Source organism: Streptomyces sp. NPDC001492, assembly GCF_053597275.1.
In genome coordinates this window covers 25,002-39,944 of the sequence record NZ_JBSFHW010000069.1, presented here as the reverse complement: position 1 = coordinate 39,944, position 14,943 = coordinate 25,002, and the positions used below count along the sequence as shown (strand labels likewise).

Sequence of the window (14,943 nt, the reverse complement as noted above, 5' to 3'; positions counted from 1 at the left end):
GGCCTGGCCTGGGTTTGGTCTTTCAGCCCGTCCGGCGTTTGAGGACGAGGCCGTTCAGGCCGAAAGCGGGGGTCTGGGGGCGGCAGCCCCCAGGGACGGCCACCCAGACCACCCGCACCGCACACCCGCTCACCCCGCGGCGCACTCCGCACAGGTGCCGAAGATCTCCACCGTGTGCGCCACGTTGACGTACCCGTGCTCCGCCGCGATCGCCTCCGCCCACTTCTCCACCGCGGGCCCCTCCACCTCGACCGCCTTGCCGCAGACGCGGCACACGAGGTGGTGGTGGTGTTCACCGGTGGAGCAGCGGCGGTAGACGGACTCGCCGTCGGAGGTGCGCAGGACGTCGACCTCGCCGGCGTCGGCGAGGTTCTGGAGGGTGCGGTAGACCGTGGTCAGACCGACCGAGTCCCCCTTGTGCTTGAGCATGTCGTGGAGCTCCTGCGCGCTGCGGAACTCGTCGACCTCGTCGAGCGCCGCCGCCACAGCGGCACGCTGCCGGGTGGCGCGGCCCTTCACGGGCGGTCCAGCGGTCGTCACCGGTTGCCTCCTCCTACGTCTGCGCTTGCCGGGCCATTGTGCCAGTCCGGCCTGTGCGCAGTCAGACGCCGACCTTCCCCTCGGGGGCGCGCGCGGCCGGAATTGCACACTCCGCGGGGTCGCCGGCGGGCTGTCCGGCCGCTGCGGCACGGGCGCGGCGGCGGGCCAGCGGGGCCGCCAGCGCGGTCAGCGCCATGAAGGCCGCGATGGTCAGCAGCACGATCGTCGCGCCGGGCGGCACGTCCTGGTAGTACGACGTGATCGTGCCGCCGATGGTCACGGACACCCCGATCGCCACCGCGATCGCGAAGGTCGCCGCAAAGCTGCGGCTCAACTGCTGTGCCGCCGCCACGGGCACCACCATCAGGGCGCTCACCAGCAGCAGGCCCACCACCCGCATCGCGACCGTCACGGTCACCGCCGCCGTGACGGCGGTCAGGAGGTTCAGTGCGCGCACCGGAAGGCCCGTGACCCGCGCGAACTCCTCGTCCTGGCTGACCGCGAAGAGCTGTCGGCGCAGACCGAGGGTGACCAGCACCACGAAGCCCGCGAGCAGGCAGATCGCCGTCACGTCCGACTGCGAGACCGTTGACAGCGAGCCGAAGAGGTACGAGGTCAGGTTGGCGTTGGAGCCGCCCGGCGCGAGGTTGATGAACATCACGCCGCCGGCCATGCCGCCGTAGAAGAGCATCGCGAGGGCGATGTCGCCGCGGGTGCGGCCGTACCAGCGGATCAGCTCCATCAGGACCGCGCCGAGCACGGAGGTGAGGGTCGCCATCCAGACCGGGGACGCGGAGAGCAGGAAGCCGAGGCCGACGCCGGTCATCGCCACATGGCCGATGCCGTCGCCCATCAGGGCCTGGCGGCGCTGCACGAGGTAGATGCCGATCGCCGGGGCGGTGATGCCGACGAGGACGGCGGCGAGCAGGGCCCGCTGCATGAAGGCGAAGTCGAGAAAGTCCATTACCGATCCATCAGCTCAGCAGGCCGGTGCGCACGGGCGTGTGCTCGTGGGGGTGTACATGGTCGTGACCGGGCAGCGCGTGCTGGCCGACGGCTCGCGGGGGCGGGCCGTCGTGCAGGACGCAGCCGTCGCGGAGCACCACCGCGCGGTCGATGAGGGGCTCCAGCGGCCCGAGTTCGTGCAGGACGAGAAGCACCGTCGTACCGGCCGCGACCTGCTCCCGCAGCGTCTGCGCGAGCACCTCCTGGCTGGCCAGGTCGACGCCCGCCATCGGCTCGTCCATGATCAGCAGCTCGGGTTCGGCGGCGAGTGCGCGGGCGATCAGCACGCGCTGGTGCTGGCCGCCTGAGAGGGCGTTCACCGAGTCCTTCGCCCTGTCCGCCATGCCGACGAGCTCCAGGGCCCGGCGTACGGCCGCGTGGTCCGCCTTGCGCAGCACGCCGAAGCGGGCGCGGGAGAGCCGCCCCGACGACACGATCTCGGTGACGGTGGCCGGGACGCCGCCCGCGGCGGTCGTGCGCTGCGGTACGTACCCCACCCGCGCCCAGTCCCGGAACCGCCTGCGCTCCGTCCCGAACAGCTCGATCCCGCCCGCGCTCACCGGCACCTGGCCGATGATCGTGCGGATCGCGGTCGACTTGCCGGAGCCGTTGGCGCCGAGCAGCGCGACGACCTCACCGCGTGCCACGGTGAGGTCGATCCCGCGCAGGACGGGGCGCGAGCCCAGGTCGGCGCGGACCCCGCGCATCGCTATGACGGGCTCCGTGCCGGGTTCACCCGCTGCGCCCACGCCCATGTCGTCCTCCGTAAACGTCATTTGGATCCCAGGGCCGTCTGCAGCGCCTTGAGGTTGGCCTCCTGGACCGAGAAGTAGTCCTTGCCGCGGGACTTCGACGTGATGCCCTCGATCGGGTCGAGGACGTCCGTCTTCAGTCCGGCGTCGGCGGCGACGGTCTTCGCGGTCTTGTCGCTGACGAGCGTCTCGTAGAACACCGTCGTGACGCCGTCGGCCTTCGCCATCTTCTCAAGGTCCTTCACGCGGGCCGCGCTCGGCTCGGACTCGGGGTCGAGGCCGTTGATGGCCTCCTCGGTCAGGCCGTAGCGCTCGGCGAGGTAGCCGAAGGCGGCATGCGTGGTGATGAAGACCTTGGACCTGGTCCCCGAAAGGCCGTCCTTGAACCGGGTGTTGAGCGCGTCGAGCTTCTTGACCAGGGCCGCGGTGTTCTTCTTGTAGTCGGCCGCGTGGGTCGGGTCCGCCTTCTCGAAGGCGGCGCCGACGCCCTTGGCGACCTGGGCGTACCGCACCGGGTCGAGCCAGATGTGGGGGTCGAGACCGGCCAGCTCCTCGTTCTTGGAGCTGTCGTGGGAGGCCGCGTGGCCGCCGACCTCGTTGCCGTGCTTCTCCAGCGAGGTGAGGGAGGCGGCGTCGATCTTCGTCTTGACCTCGGACTGGGCCACCGCGTCGTCGACGGCGGGCTGGAGGTTCTTCAGGTAGAGCACCGCGTCGGACTCCTGGAGCTGCGCGGTCTGCCGGGCACTGATCTCCAGGTCGTGCGGCTCCTGCCCGGGCTGGGTCAGGTTGGTGACGTGCACATGGCTCCCGCCGATCTGCTCGGCGAGGAACTCCAGCGGGTAGAACGACGCGACGACGTCGAACTTGTCCGTGTTGCCCGCGGCGGCGCTCTCGGTGGAGCAGGCGGAGAGGGTGGTCAGGCCGAGGGCGGTGACCGCGGCCGTGGCCGCGGTGGATATGAGGCGTCGTCGTACGTTCATGACAGTCATTTTCAACAAAGATGGAAACCGTTGTCAACAAACATCTGAGTGGGAACCGATTTGATTGAGGGGGAGCCCCCGCCGGTACCCTGAAGCATTCGCTCTGAAGCACTGCTCCCAAGAGATTGCTTCGTCGCCCGTCGTCGTAATGAAGAGAGCACCGTGGCCGCCGACAAGATCGACACCATCGTCAGCCTGAGCAAGCGCCGTGGCTTTGTATTCCCGTGCAGCGAGATCTACGGCGGCCAGCGCGCCGCCTGGGACTACGGACCGCTGGGTGTCGAGCTCAAGGAGAACCTGAAGCGCCAGTGGTGGCGCTACATGGTGACGTCGCGCGAGGACGTGGTCGGTATCGACTCGTCCGTGATCCTGGCCCCCGAGGTCTGGGTCGCCTCCGGCCACGTCGCCACCTTCACGGACCCGCTCACCGAGTGCACCTCCTGCCACAAGCGGTTCCGCGCGGACCACCTGGAGGAGGCCTACGAGGCCAAGAAGGGCCACCTCCCGGAGAACGGTCTCGCGGACATCAACTGCCCGAACTGCGGCAACAAGGGCCAGTTCACCGAGCCGAAGCAGTTCTCGGGCCTGCTGTCGACGCACCTCGGCCCGACCCAGGACTCCGGCTCGATCGCGTACCTGCGCCCCGAGACCGCCCAGGGCATCTTCACCAACTTCGCCCAGGTGCAGACCACCTCGCGCAAGAAGCCCCCGTTCGGCATCGCGCAGATGGGCAAGTCCTTCCGCAACGAGATCACGCCCGGCAACTTCATCTTCCGCACCCGCGAGTTCGAGCAGATGGAGATGGAGTTCTTCGTCAAGCCGGGCGAGGACGAGAAGTGGCAGGAGTACTGGATGGAGCAGCGCTGGAACTGGTACACGGGCCTGGGCCTCCGCGAGGAGAACATGCGCTGGTACGAGCACCCGGCGGAGAAGCTCTCCCACTACTCCAAGCGCACCGCCGACATCGAGTACCGCTTCCAGTTCGGCGGCAACGAGTGGGGCGAGCTGGAGGGCGTCGCCAACCGCACCGACTACGACCTCTCCTCGCACTCCAAGGCCTCCGGTCAGGACCTCTTCTACTTCGACCAGGAGGCCGGCGAGCGCTGGACCCCGTACGTCATCGAGCCGGCGGCCGGTGTCGGCCGGGCGATGCTCGCCTTCCTGCTCGACGCCTACGTCGAGGACGAGGCGCCCAACGCCAAGGGCAAGATGGAGAAGCGCACGGTGCTGCGCCTGGACCACCGTCTGGCGCCCGTGAAGGTCGCGGTGCTCCCGCTGTCCCGCAACCCCGAGCTGTCCCCGAAGGCCAAGGGCCTCGCCCAGGCGCTGCGCCAGCACTGGAACATCGAGTTCGACGACGCGGGCGCCATCGGCCGCCGCTACCGCCGCCAGGACGAGATCGGTACGCCGTACTGCGTGACGGTCGACTTCGACACGCTGGACGACAACGCGGTGACGGTGCGTGAGCGTGACTCCATGAAGCAGGAGCGGGTGTCTCTCGACCAGATCGAGGGCTACCTGGCCGGGCGGCTCGTCGGCGCCTAGGTCCACTGGTGCGGGCGGGCCTGGGGCTGCCGCCCCCAGGCCCCCGCTTCGGCCCTTGAGGGGCCCCCTCCTCCAACGCCGGACGGGCTGAAACAGCTCCCGTGGTGGCCCCCGATACAGGTCTCGCATTGGCCCTGTATCGGGGGCCGCGGCGTTACCAGGCTGGCCCCATGAGTCTCGCCTTTCTCCTCACCACCCTTGTCGTCGTCGCCACGCCCGGCACCGGCGTCGTCTACACGCTGGCCGCCGGGCTGTCGCACGGCCGTCGCGCGAGTGTCGTCGCGGCCTTCTCCTGCACGCTGGGGATCGTGCCGCATGTGCTGGCCTCCGTGACCGGGCTCGCCGCGCTGCTCAACGCGAGCGCGGCGGCCTTCCAGGTCCTCAAGTACGCCGGTGTCGCCTACCTCCTCCACATGGCGTGGGCGACGGTGCGGGACAAGGAGGCGATCACCGTGGACACGGGGGCCGCCCCCGGCCCGGCGGGACGCGTGATCGTGCGGGGCGTGCTGATCAACATCCTCAACCCGAAGCTGACGATCTTCTTCTTCGCGTTCCTGCCGCAGTTCGTGGACCCGGGTGCGCCGCATGCGCTGCCGCGGATGCTCTGGCTGAGCGGCGTGTTCATGCTGGCGACCTTCGTCGTCTTCTCCGCGTACGGGATCCTCGCCGCCTCCGTCCGCAGCCGCGTCACCTCGCGGCCGCGGGTGATGGCTTGGCTGCGGCGGGGGTTCGCGGGGTCGTTCGTGGCGCTGGGGGCCAAGTTGGCGCTGACTGCGCGGTAGTCGCTCCGCGGGGTGGACGACAGTCGGCCGTCCCGGATGTGTCCCTGGGCTCAACGGCCCTGCAGCGCCCGCACGTTGTCGCCGAAGGTCCAGCTCTTCGAGCCGTCCCAGTTGATCGACCAGGTCATCAGGCCCTTGAGGGCGGTGCCGTAGTGCTTCCAGGCCTGGGAGACGAGGGAGGGCGACATGTAGCCGCCGCCGGCGCCCGGCTGGGCGGGGAGGCCGGGGGCCTGTTTGTCGTACGGCACCTTGATCGTCGTACCCTGCACGACCAGCCCCTTGTTGAGGCAGTCGGTCTGGGCGACGAAACCCGCCACCGTGCCGGCCTGGTAGGAGTCGCCCGAGCAGCCGTACATGCTGCCGTTGTAGTACTGCATGTTCAGCCACCACAGGCGGCCGTTGTCGGCGTACTTCTTGATGATCGGCAGGTAGGCGCCCCAGATCGAGCCGTAGGTGATGCTGCCGCCGGTGACGTAGGCCGTCTCCGGGGCCATGGTGAGGCCGAAGTTCGACGGCATCCGGGACAGGATCCCGTCGATGATGCGGATCAGGTTGGCCTGCGAGACGGAGAGTTGGGAGATGCTGCCGCTGCCGACCAGTCCCGTCTCGATGTCTATGTCGATGCCGTCGAAGTTGTACTTCTTCAGGATCGAGACGATCGTCGAGACGAACTTGTCGGCCACCGCGGTCGAGCCGAGGTCGATGCCCGCCGCCGCTCCGCCGATCGACAGCAGGATCGTCCGGCCGGACGCCTTCGCCGCGCACATCTCCGCGGGCGTCGCCACCTTCACCCCCGAGTCCATGCCGTCCTCCCAGAGGGCCGTTCCGTCCGAACGGATCACCGGGAAGGCCGCGTTGATCACGTTGTAGCCGTGCGCGGAGATGCGGGAGTCGGTGATCGGGGTCCAGCCGAAGGGCGGGTGGACGCCGTTGGCGGAGCCGTCCCAGTTCTCCCAGTAGCCCTGGAGGACCTTTCCGGCGGGCCTCGACCTGACCGCGCAGGTGTCGGCGGCCGAGGCGGTGGGCGCGGCGGGGAGCTGGGTGACGGCCGCGGTCGCGAGCGCGGTGGCGAGCAGGGCCAGGCTGCGGCGGAGCATCGGGCCTCCCGGTGGGGGATCGGTGAGGTGTCGTAGGCATGACAGTGCTCTGGTCCAGACCTCTCGTCAATAGGTCTGGACCAAGTTGGAGATGGTGGGTGGCAGAGTTGGAATGACAGATATTGAAATCTGTCATCTGTCATGTCAGAGTGGGGTGCATGACGATGCGAACCCGAAACCTCGGAACCACCGGCCCCCAGGTCTCCGCCCTCGGCCTCGGCTGCATGGGCATGTCCGGCATCTACGGCGAGGCGGACCGCGCCGAGTCCATCGCCACCGTCCACGCCGCCCTGGAAGCCGGCGTGACCCTGCTCGACACCGGCGACTTCTACGGCATGGGCCACAACGAACTGCTGATCAGCGAGGCCCTGCGCACCGCCCCGCCCGCCCTGCGGGAGAACGCGCTGCTCAGCGTGAAGTTCGGCGCCCAGCGCGGGCCGGACGGCGCCTGGCACGGCTACGACACCCGCCCCGCCGCCGTGAAGACCTGGGCCGCCTACTCCCTCCAACGCCTCGGCGTCGACCACATCGACGTCTACCGCCCCGCCCGGCTCGACCCGAACGTGCCGATCGAGGAGACCGTCGGCGCCATCGCGGAACTGGTCGAACAGGGGTACGTCCGCCACATCGGCCTCAGCGAGGTCGGCGCGGACACCATCCGCCGGGCCGCCGCCACCGCCCCGATCGCCGACCTCCAGATCGAGTACGCGCTCATCTCCCGCAGTCCCGAGCAGGAGATCCTGCCCACCCTGCGCGAACTGGGCATCGCGGTCACCGCGTACGGCGTGCTCTCCCGCGGGCTGATCTCCGGCCATGTCACGCCCGGCCAGGGGTACGCGGCGAATGACTTCCGCGCCCACTCCCCGCGTTTCCAGGGCGACAACCTCCAGCACAACCTCACGCTGGTCGAGTCCCTGCGCAAGATCGCCGAGCAGAAGGGCGTCTCCGTCGCCCAGATCGCCATCGCCTGGGTGCTCTCCCGGGGCGAGGACATCGTGCCGCTGATCGGCGCCAAGACCCGCGAGCGGCTCGGGGAGGCCCTGGGTGCCCTGGACGTCACCCTGGACGCGGCCGACCTCGCGGCCATCGAGGCCGCCGTACCGGCGGACGCGGCCGCCGGCGAGCGGTACGCCCCCGCCCAGATGGCCATGCTCGACAGCGAGCGCTGATCGCGGTGCCGGGTACCGTCTAGGCATGCCTGCGACCACCGAGACCCTGACCGCCGAGCGCATCCTCGAAGCGACCGAGGAGGTGCTGCGCCGCCACGGCCCGGCCAAGGCCACCGTGGTCGACGTGGCCCGCGCGCTCGGCGTCAGCCACGGCAGCGTCTACCGCCACTTCCGTACGAAGGCGGCGCTGCGGGAGGCGGTGACGAAGCGGTGGCTGGACCGTGCGACCCAGGAGCTGGCCGGTATCGCCGCGGACGCGGAGCGGGACCCGGAGGCCCGGGTGCGGGAGTGGCTCGCGGCGCTCTTCGCGGCCAAGCGGCGCAAAGCAGGCGGGGACCCCGAGCTGTTCGCCACGTACTCGGTCCTGGCCGGTGAGGCCGGAGAGGTGGTGAGCGACCACATCGCCGAGCTGACCGGCCAGCTGACCGGGATCGTGCGGGCGGGGGTCGAAGCGGGGGTTTTCGCTGTCGCGGACCCGGCGACCGCTGCCCGCGCCCTGTTCCAGGCCACCGGCCGCTTCCATGACCCCGGTTATGCCAAGGAGTGGGAACGGCCGGGGGTGGAGGGGGAGTTCGAGGCGGTGGTGGATCTGCTGGTGCGGGGGCTCGCTCCGCGGGGTGCGCAGTGATGGGTCGTCGGTTGTCTGCGGACCGTCGTGGCTGGTCGCGCCCACGCGGCGGAAGCCGCACATTCAATACAGCCCCGCGCCCCTCAGGAGCGCTCCCGGACCGCAGCGAGCTTCAGCGAGGCCCCTTCAGTCGCCCGCTACGCACGCCCAGAAGTCCCGCATCACCGGCGTCGGCGTCGGGCTTGTCATGCTCGCCTGGGTCAGCAGGATCGTGACCGCCCCCGTGGCTGGGATGACATGGGCCGTCGTGCCGGTGCCGCCGACCCAGCCGTAGCGGCCGGGGACGTTCCAGGGGTCTGCCGGGGTGACGTCGACCTGGCCGCCGTAGCCCCAGCCCTGGCCCTCCAGGAAGAGGGGGACGGCGTCGCGCTGCTCGGCCGTGAGGTGGTTGGTGGTCATGCGGCTGACGGAGGTCGGGGAGAGGAGGCCTCCGCCGGAGCTCAGCAGCATGCGGGCGAAGGCGAGCCAGTCGTCGGCCGTGGAGACGAGGCCCCCGCCGCCGGAGTGGAAGCGAGGGAGACGGCTCCAGTCGCCGTCCGGGGTGTCCGCCAGGTGGAGGGTGCCGTCCTCCGCCGGGGCGTAGGACGAGGTGAAGCGGTGCCGTTTCGACGACGGGACCTCGAACGCCGTGTCCTGCATGCCCAGCGGTTCGAAGATCCGTTCCGCGAGGAATTCGGGGAGCGTGCGGCCCGACGCCCGGGCGATCAGGATGCCCTGCAGATCGGACGAGGTGCCGTAGAGCCAGGCCTCGCCCGGCTGGTGCAGCATCGGCACCTGGGCCAGGAGGCGCAGCCAGGTGTCGTGGTCCGGCCAGTCCTGGAGGTTCCGGCCGTCCTTCTGGACCGTGAACAGGGACTGCACCGCGGGGAGCGAGAAGTCGGCGGGGAAGCCCCAGCCTGTGCGGGAGCTGAGCAGGTCCTCGACGGTGACCGGGCGGGCCGCCGGGACCACGTCGTCCACGGGGGCGTCAGGGGTGCGGACCACGAACGGCTTCGCCAGTTCCGGCAGCCACTCCTCCACCGGTGAGTCAAGGCCGATCAGCCCGTCCTCCACCAGCATCAGCACCGCCGCCGCCGTGATCGGCTTGGTGAGGGAGGCGATACGGAAGATCGAGTCCCGGGCCATCGGGGCCGTGCCTTCGGTGTCCACCGAGCCGACGGTCACCACCTCGACGTCGTCGCCGCGCGCCACCAGGGCGACGGCGCCGGGCACGGACCCGTCGTCGACATGCCGTTGCAGGGTGTCGTGCAGAGCGCTCATCGGTCGGCCTTCCGGTCGGGGTGGTCGTCCTGAGTACGACTCCCGGCACGGCGGAAAGTCATCGGGCCGCCCGCTCCCGGCAGCCCTACGCCTCCGACGCCCCCGCGGGATCCACCGTCGCCTGGTGCTCCTGGGCGAGGTGCTCCTCCGCCTTCAGCCAGGGCAGGAACTGCGCACCCTTGCGCCAGCCACATGTGTCACATCTGATCACGCGCTGTGCGCCCTTGCGCTCCACTCGGACGACGTGCTCGCGCCCGTGCTGGTCCCAGCGGCTCACCTTGCTCGTGTTGATCTCCAGCATGATGTCTCGCCTCCGGCACAGGAGTGTGCAGCAAGACGAACATCAACAGGGACTTCTGCACGGCGAATTGGGATGTCTTCACAAATCCGCGCAGGAAGTGGAACCCATTCCGCCGGTGCAAACCAGGCGCATTCCGTACCCATGCACCGGTACTCTGCGGACAGGTCCCGCTTTGTCGGGGCGATCGGGGGGAAGGCCGGACATGGCGGATCTCAAGTTCCGTCTGGATCTGGTCGAAGCGGAGAACGACTGGGTGATCGTCTGCACCTCACCCTATGGCGGAGCATCGACCAAGATCCGGGCACCATTTTCCAGCGAAACGCTCCGGACTGCCCTGTCCGAGGTCGAGAAGGCGCTGATCCGGTCATCCAGTCCCGTGATCACCCGCCGGGCCTCGGTCGTGGAACGCACCACCCGGCAATTCGGTGAGCGGCTTACCGGCGCCGTCCTCAGCGGAGACGTACGCCTCCTGTTCGAGAGGTGCCGGGAACAGGCCCGCGCCAAGAACGTGCCGCTGAGAGTGCTGTTGGCGCCGGTGGGCCCCAACCTGTCGAGGATTCCCTGGGAGTTCGCGGTCGATCCCTCGGCCCCGGACGCGTATCTGGCGCTGCGGGAGCCGTTGGTGCGCTCACCCCAACTCATGGAAGCGGCACCGCCATTGCCGCTGAACCCGCCGCTGAGAGTGCTCGGTGTGCTGTCCCGCCCCACCGACCTGCCGTCTCTCGAGGCCGAGCGGGAGCGGGAGCAGATCACAAGGGCGCTGGGCGGCATGGCCGTCGGCGTCGCCGTCGAGTGGCTTCCGGACGACAGCTGGCACGCGCTGGCGGACGCCGTACGCAACCGCGCTCCGCACGTCCTGCACTTCGTCGGCCACGGTGGCTTCGACGAGGAGACGGACTCCGGCTACCTCGAACTGACCGCCGACGACGGCACCGCCATGCATGTGTCAGGCACCGATTTGGGCACGCTGGTCCGGGAGGTCCCGCAGCTGCGCCTCGTGGTCCTCAACGCCTGCGAGTCCGCCACCTGCGGCAACGACGGCTTGTTCACCAGCACCGCCGCCCGCATCATCCGCGAGGGCGTACCGGCCGTGGTGGCCATGCAGTACGAGATCACCGATCCGGCCGCGCTTGCGTTCGCGTCGTCCTTCTACACGGGCATCGCCAAGGGCCTTCCGGTGGACCGGGCGATGACGCGGGCCCGCGAGACCGTCAAGATGACCTTCGCGGGAACCCTGGAATGGGCAACCCCCGTGCTGTTCCTGGGCTCGGACGAGCCGCGGCTGTTCGCGGTGCCCGAGAGACCCGCCCCGGCGAAGGCTGTTGACCCTCCACCCCTCCTCTTCGCACCGGAAGCCCCGGACGACCCCGAGCCCATGACGGCCGCGGGCACGCAGCCGCTCCGACCGCACTTCGTTCCGCCTCCGCCCACCTCACCTCCGAAGGACTGGCAGAGCGCCGTCCGGGACAGGGTGACGTCCTTCTTCAGCATGCGCACCGCGCCCTCGTCCCTGCAGCCGGAGCCGTCAGTGCGCACCGTGCCGCTCAGGCCGGACAGGCCCCCGAGCATGAGCCGGGCCTCCTTCGTGGCGGCCGACACGACCGGTGAGCAGACTGTCCCGAGCCCGCCCGAAGGTCTGCACCGCATACGGGTGCTGCCTCCGCTCGGGCCGTGCTGCGACTTCGTGGCGGGGCCCCAGGACCTGCTCGCTCTGGCCTGTGCCGACGGCGCCGTCCGGGTCATCGGCGCCCATACCGCCGAACTCGTCGGGGAGTGCTCGTTCCCGCAGGGAGGCAGGCCGGTCCGGCTCGCCTGGAGCCCCTGGCCGCGCCATGTGGCGAGCCTGCACGAGAACGGCAGCGTCGTGGTGTGGGACGTGGGCGGGGAGATACCTCTCCGAGTGATCCCCGGGAAGCCGGGGGAGACCTTCGCCCTGGCCTTCAGCTCCGACGGCCGCTGGCTTGCGACCGCCGGCCGCGGCCGCTTCCAGGTCTACGACCACAGCGGCACCCGCGTGCGCGACCTGCCCGTGGATCCCACCGCACCGGCCAGGTCGCGGCCGGAGGTCGGTGCCTTGGCCTTCGCGCCCGGCGACCGTCATCTGTTGCTCGCCTCCTCCGACGGCGCTGTTCGCCAACTGGACGTCCAGGGCCACCTGGTCCGCCAGTGGCCGCACAGCCGGCCTGTCACCGAACTCGCCGTCGCGGAGCGCCATCTCGTCACGGGAGGTCTGGACGGCAGGATCCGTGTCTGGAGCTGGAGCGGTCGGCTGCACCTGCGGGTGCACGAGAGCGGACGCGTCCTGCGGGTCGCGCTGTCGCCTGACGCCGCACTGATCGCGGTCGTGGCGGAACCGGGAGGCCTCGTCGTCCGGGACGCCGTCCGCGGACATCCGGCGCCCGCGCTCCGGTCCGGCGGCCACCTGCTGGGCGTCGGCTTCCTCGGCGAGGGGCGTGGACTTGTGACAGGCGATCAGGACGGCGTGGTCGAGCAGTGGCAGCTGCCCGGCACGGCGAGGGGGGACCACTGATGGAGGCCGAGATCTTCTGGCCGGCGGCGCTGCCGTCCGACCCGGCGCTGGACCTGCAGACGGAGCTGCGCCGGGTCGGTGTCGACGCCGTCTGCAGGTCGCTGGCGACCCGGCGGGGTGTGGAGAACTACGCCCTCGTGATGCTGGCCACCCCCGCGCTGCACTCGTTCCTGAAGGCCGTCTTCGAGAAGCTGGGCACCGAGGCCTTCGACGCCTTGCGCGTCTGCGTGCGCCGTCTGCTCGGCAACGGCGTGGCGCAGACGCCTTCCCCCCAGTGCATCGTCTTCGAATCGGCCGTCACCGGCTCCCAGTTCGTCTTCACCGCCGACCTGCCCGAAGAGGCCTTCAAGCAGGCGATCGCCCTCGATCCGGGGACCGGGCCAGGCCGCTGGGTCTGGGACGGACCGCAGGGCGCCTGGACGCGTGCAGAGGGCCGCTGAGCCCGACCTCCGAGAGAGAGGGGCACCACCAATGAACACTCCTTCGCAGAGCTCCGGCGACTGGGACAGCCCGCTCGTCGGCGGAAGCGGCCCCGCGTACACACCGCCGCCGCGGCAACAGCCGCACCAGCCCTACCAGCAGCAGCCCTATATCGCCGTACCTGGTTACCGGGCCGCAGCGCAGGTCCCGAACCCTATGGTCTGGGCCGTACTGTCGCTCCTGGGCTTCTGGCCCACCGGGATCCCTGCGCTCGTCTATGCCTCCAAGGCCAGGTCGAAGGCGTCCACCGGGGACTTCCAGGGCGCCCTGAGCGCCGCCAAAACGGCCAGGCTCTGGTGCATCGTGAGCACGGTGATCTTCGCGGTGATCATGCTGGGCCTCATCGGGGGAAACGCCTAGGAGCACGGCCCGGTGCCGTCCCGGCCCGTCAGCCGATGGTGCGGGGCAGGCGCAGGCTGAGCAGGCCGGTCAGGGCCACACAGCCCAACTGGGTCAGGAGCGTGGTGACCAGGGCGTCCCGCATGCCCAGGCCCGGGACCAGGGAGAGGAAGAGGGTGCCGAGGGCCGCCACCCCGAGGGCCAGGGACGACTGCTGGGTCGTCATCATCACTCCGCTGCCGACACCGGCCCGCGCGGGCTCCACCTCGGACAGCACGATCCGGAAGATGATGGGCAGTTGGAGCGCCTGACCGGCGCCCGCGAGGGCCGCTCCGGGGAGCAGTTCGACGAAGCCGAGGTCCGGCCAGGCCCGCCAGGCGGCCAGCGCCATCAGACCGACGCCCGCCCCCTGGAGCAGCGCGCCGGCGGTCACCACCCGGGTGCCGTACCGGGCGACCAGCCGCGGCCCGGCGAGCGAGACGAAGAAGAAGACGACGGCCATCGGCGCGAGCGCCAGCCCCGCCGGGACCGGACCGAGTCCCGCGCCCCGCTGCAAGGCCACCGCGACGACGAACATGAAGCCGCTGAAGCCGATACCGAACGGCACGATCATCACCAGTCCGCGGCGGAGCGAGGTGAGAGCGAACAGGCTGGGCGGGACCAGCGGCGTACGGCCCCGTCGGTCCGCCCGGCGCTCCACCGCGTAGAACGCCGCCGCGAGGAACGGGAACGCCGTCAGCGACAGCCACGTCCACAGCGGCCAGCCCGCCGAACGGCCCTCGGTGAGCGGGGCCAGCAGCGCGAGGAGGGAGGCGGTGAGCAGGACGGTGCCGGGGCCGTCGACCGGCTCCGGGTGCTGGGAGCGGGTCTCCGGGACGGCACGGGCCGCGAGGACCAGCCCGGCGATCACCACGGGCACGTTCACCAGGAACACCGAGCGCCAGCCGGTTCCGGCTATGTCCGCGGCGACCAGGATCCCTCCGAGGATCTGCCCGGCCACCATGGACAGCCCGGCCGTGGCGCCGTACAGGCCCATGGCCTTCGCCCGCCGCTGTCCCGAGGTCGCCGCCTGGATGGTGGCGAGGACCTGCGGCAGCATCGCGGCCGACGCCGCGCCCTGCGCGACCCGCGCCGCGACCAGGGCCCAGGCGTTGGGGGCGAGCCCGCAGGCCAGCGAGGTCAGCCCGAAGGCCGCCACCCCGCCGAGGAAGAGCCGCCGCCGCCCGAACAGGTCGCCCAGCCGTCCGCCGAGGACGAGTAGGACGGCGTACGCGAGCCCGTATCCCGCGACGACGAGTTCGAGGACGGCCTCGCTCGCGTGCAGATCCCTGCCGATGGTCGGCAGGGCGACATTGACGATGAAGAAGTCGATGAGAGGAAGTGCCGCTGCCAGCAGCACGGTGAAGAGTCCGAGGCCGCCGAGCGAGGGGGGTGCGGCCGGCGATCGGATGGTGCGGGTAGCGATGGTTTCGGTCACGCTCTTGAGCGTGCGCTCCCTCCCAGGCTGGTACCAGAGTCTTCTTATCCTGGTACAA

At 70.4% G+C, this 14,943-nt stretch carries 15 protein-coding genes; 7 read left to right on the top strand and 8 right to left on the bottom strand.

The window, feature by feature from the left end; all coding sequences use genetic code 11:
- Positions 1-129 precede the first annotated feature (129 nt).
- The 4 genes from ACWC1K_RS46780 to ACWC1K_RS46765 all read right to left on the bottom strand — a co-directional run bounded on the left by ACWC1K_RS46780 (position 130) and on the right by ACWC1K_RS46765 (position 3,277).
- Positions 130-540, bottom strand: a complete 411-nt coding sequence (locus ACWC1K_RS46780) for a Fur family transcriptional regulator (RefSeq protein WP_450839892.1) — start codon at positions 538-540, stop codon at positions 130-132.
- 61 nt (positions 541-601) lie between these two features.
- Positions 602-1,504: a metal ABC transporter permease gene (locus tag ACWC1K_RS46775; protein ID WP_390692019.1), complete on the bottom strand. Its 903-nt coding sequence runs from the start codon at positions 1,502-1,504 to the stop codon at positions 602-604.
- Between the two features lie 10 nt (positions 1,505-1,514).
- On the bottom strand, positions 1,515-2,300 hold the full coding sequence (locus ACWC1K_RS46770; RefSeq protein WP_450839891.1) for a metal ABC transporter ATP-binding protein: 786 nt from the start codon (positions 2,298-2,300) through the stop codon (positions 1,515-1,517).
- 17 nt (positions 2,301-2,317) lie between these two features.
- Positions 2,318-3,277, bottom strand: a complete 960-nt coding sequence (locus ACWC1K_RS46765; protein ID WP_450839890.1) for a metal ABC transporter substrate-binding protein — start codon at positions 3,275-3,277, stop codon at positions 2,318-2,320.
- 162 nt (positions 3,278-3,439) lie between these two features.
- Between ACWC1K_RS46765 and ACWC1K_RS46760 the strand changes: the two genes are divergently transcribed.
- Positions 3,440-4,822 (top strand): glycine--tRNA ligase, encoded by a 1,383-nt coding sequence (locus ACWC1K_RS46760; protein WP_450839889.1) that lies wholly within the window; start codon positions 3,440-3,442, stop codon positions 4,820-4,822.
- A 170-nt stretch (positions 4,823-4,992) separates the two neighbouring features.
- Entirely contained in the window at positions 4,993-5,604 is a 612-nt protein-coding gene (locus tag ACWC1K_RS46755; protein WP_450839887.1) for a LysE family translocator, read from the top strand.
- Positions 5,605-5,654: 50 nt separating this feature from the next.
- Here the strand turns inward: ACWC1K_RS46755 and ACWC1K_RS46750 are convergent, their stop codons facing one another.
- The gene (locus tag ACWC1K_RS46750; RefSeq protein WP_450839886.1) at positions 5,655-6,701 is read right to left on the bottom strand and encodes a chitinase; all 1,047 of its coding nucleotides are present in this window, start codon (positions 6,699-6,701) and stop codon (positions 5,655-5,657) included.
- A gap of 158 nt (positions 6,702-6,859) precedes the next feature.
- Here ACWC1K_RS46750 and ACWC1K_RS46745 point away from each other — a divergent pair, with 158 nt between their 5' ends.
- A complete protein-coding gene (locus tag ACWC1K_RS46745) occupies positions 6,860-7,870 on the top strand; it encodes an aldo/keto reductase (RefSeq protein ID WP_450839884.1) in 1,011 nt (336 codons plus the stop codon).
- Between the two features lie 25 nt (positions 7,871-7,895).
- Positions 7,896-8,498 carry a TetR family transcriptional regulator gene (locus tag ACWC1K_RS46740; RefSeq protein ID WP_450839883.1) on the top strand — a complete coding sequence of 201 codons (603 nt, stop codon included), beginning with the start codon at positions 7,896-7,898 and terminating at the stop codon, positions 8,496-8,498.
- A 126-nt stretch (positions 8,499-8,624) separates the two neighbouring features.
- Here ACWC1K_RS46740 and ACWC1K_RS46735 read toward each other — a convergent pair whose 3' ends face one another.
- Positions 8,625-9,758 carry a serine hydrolase domain-containing protein gene (locus ACWC1K_RS46735; protein WP_450839882.1) on the bottom strand — a complete coding sequence of 378 codons (1,134 nt, stop codon included), beginning with the start codon at positions 9,756-9,758 and terminating at the stop codon, positions 8,625-8,627.
- Positions 9,759-9,843: 85 nt separating this feature from the next.
- Complete coding sequence (locus ACWC1K_RS46730; RefSeq protein ID WP_450839881.1) at positions 9,844-10,059, bottom strand: hypothetical protein; 216 nt, start codon at positions 10,057-10,059, stop codon at positions 9,844-9,846.
- Between the two features lie 202 nt (positions 10,060-10,261).
- Between ACWC1K_RS46730 and ACWC1K_RS46725 the strand changes: the two genes are divergently transcribed.
- From ACWC1K_RS46725 to ACWC1K_RS46715, 3 genes are read left to right on the top strand one after another with little or no spacing between them, the layout of a single operon-like run.
- Positions 10,262-12,589 carry a CHAT domain-containing WD40 repeat protein gene (locus tag ACWC1K_RS46725; RefSeq protein ID WP_450839879.1) on the top strand — a complete coding sequence of 776 codons (2,328 nt, stop codon included), beginning with the start codon at positions 10,262-10,264 and terminating at the stop codon, positions 12,587-12,589.
- Positions 12,589-13,029 (top strand): hypothetical protein, encoded by a 441-nt coding sequence (locus tag ACWC1K_RS46720; RefSeq protein WP_450839877.1) that lies wholly within the window; start codon positions 12,589-12,591, stop codon positions 13,027-13,029. The genes ACWC1K_RS46725 and ACWC1K_RS46720 overlap by 1 nt, the downstream gene beginning before the upstream one ends.
- A 31-nt stretch (positions 13,030-13,060) precedes the next feature.
- On the top strand, positions 13,061-13,429 hold the full coding sequence (locus ACWC1K_RS46715; RefSeq protein ID WP_450839876.1) for a CD225/dispanin family protein: 369 nt from the start codon (positions 13,061-13,063) through the stop codon (positions 13,427-13,429).
- Positions 13,430-13,457: 28 nt separating this feature from the next.
- Here ACWC1K_RS46715 and ACWC1K_RS46710 read toward each other — a convergent pair whose 3' ends face one another.
- Positions 13,458-14,885: an MFS transporter gene (locus ACWC1K_RS46710; RefSeq protein ID WP_450839874.1), complete on the bottom strand. Its 1,428-nt coding sequence runs from the start codon at positions 14,883-14,885 to the stop codon at positions 13,458-13,460.
- Positions 14,886-14,943: the final 58 nt, after the last annotated feature.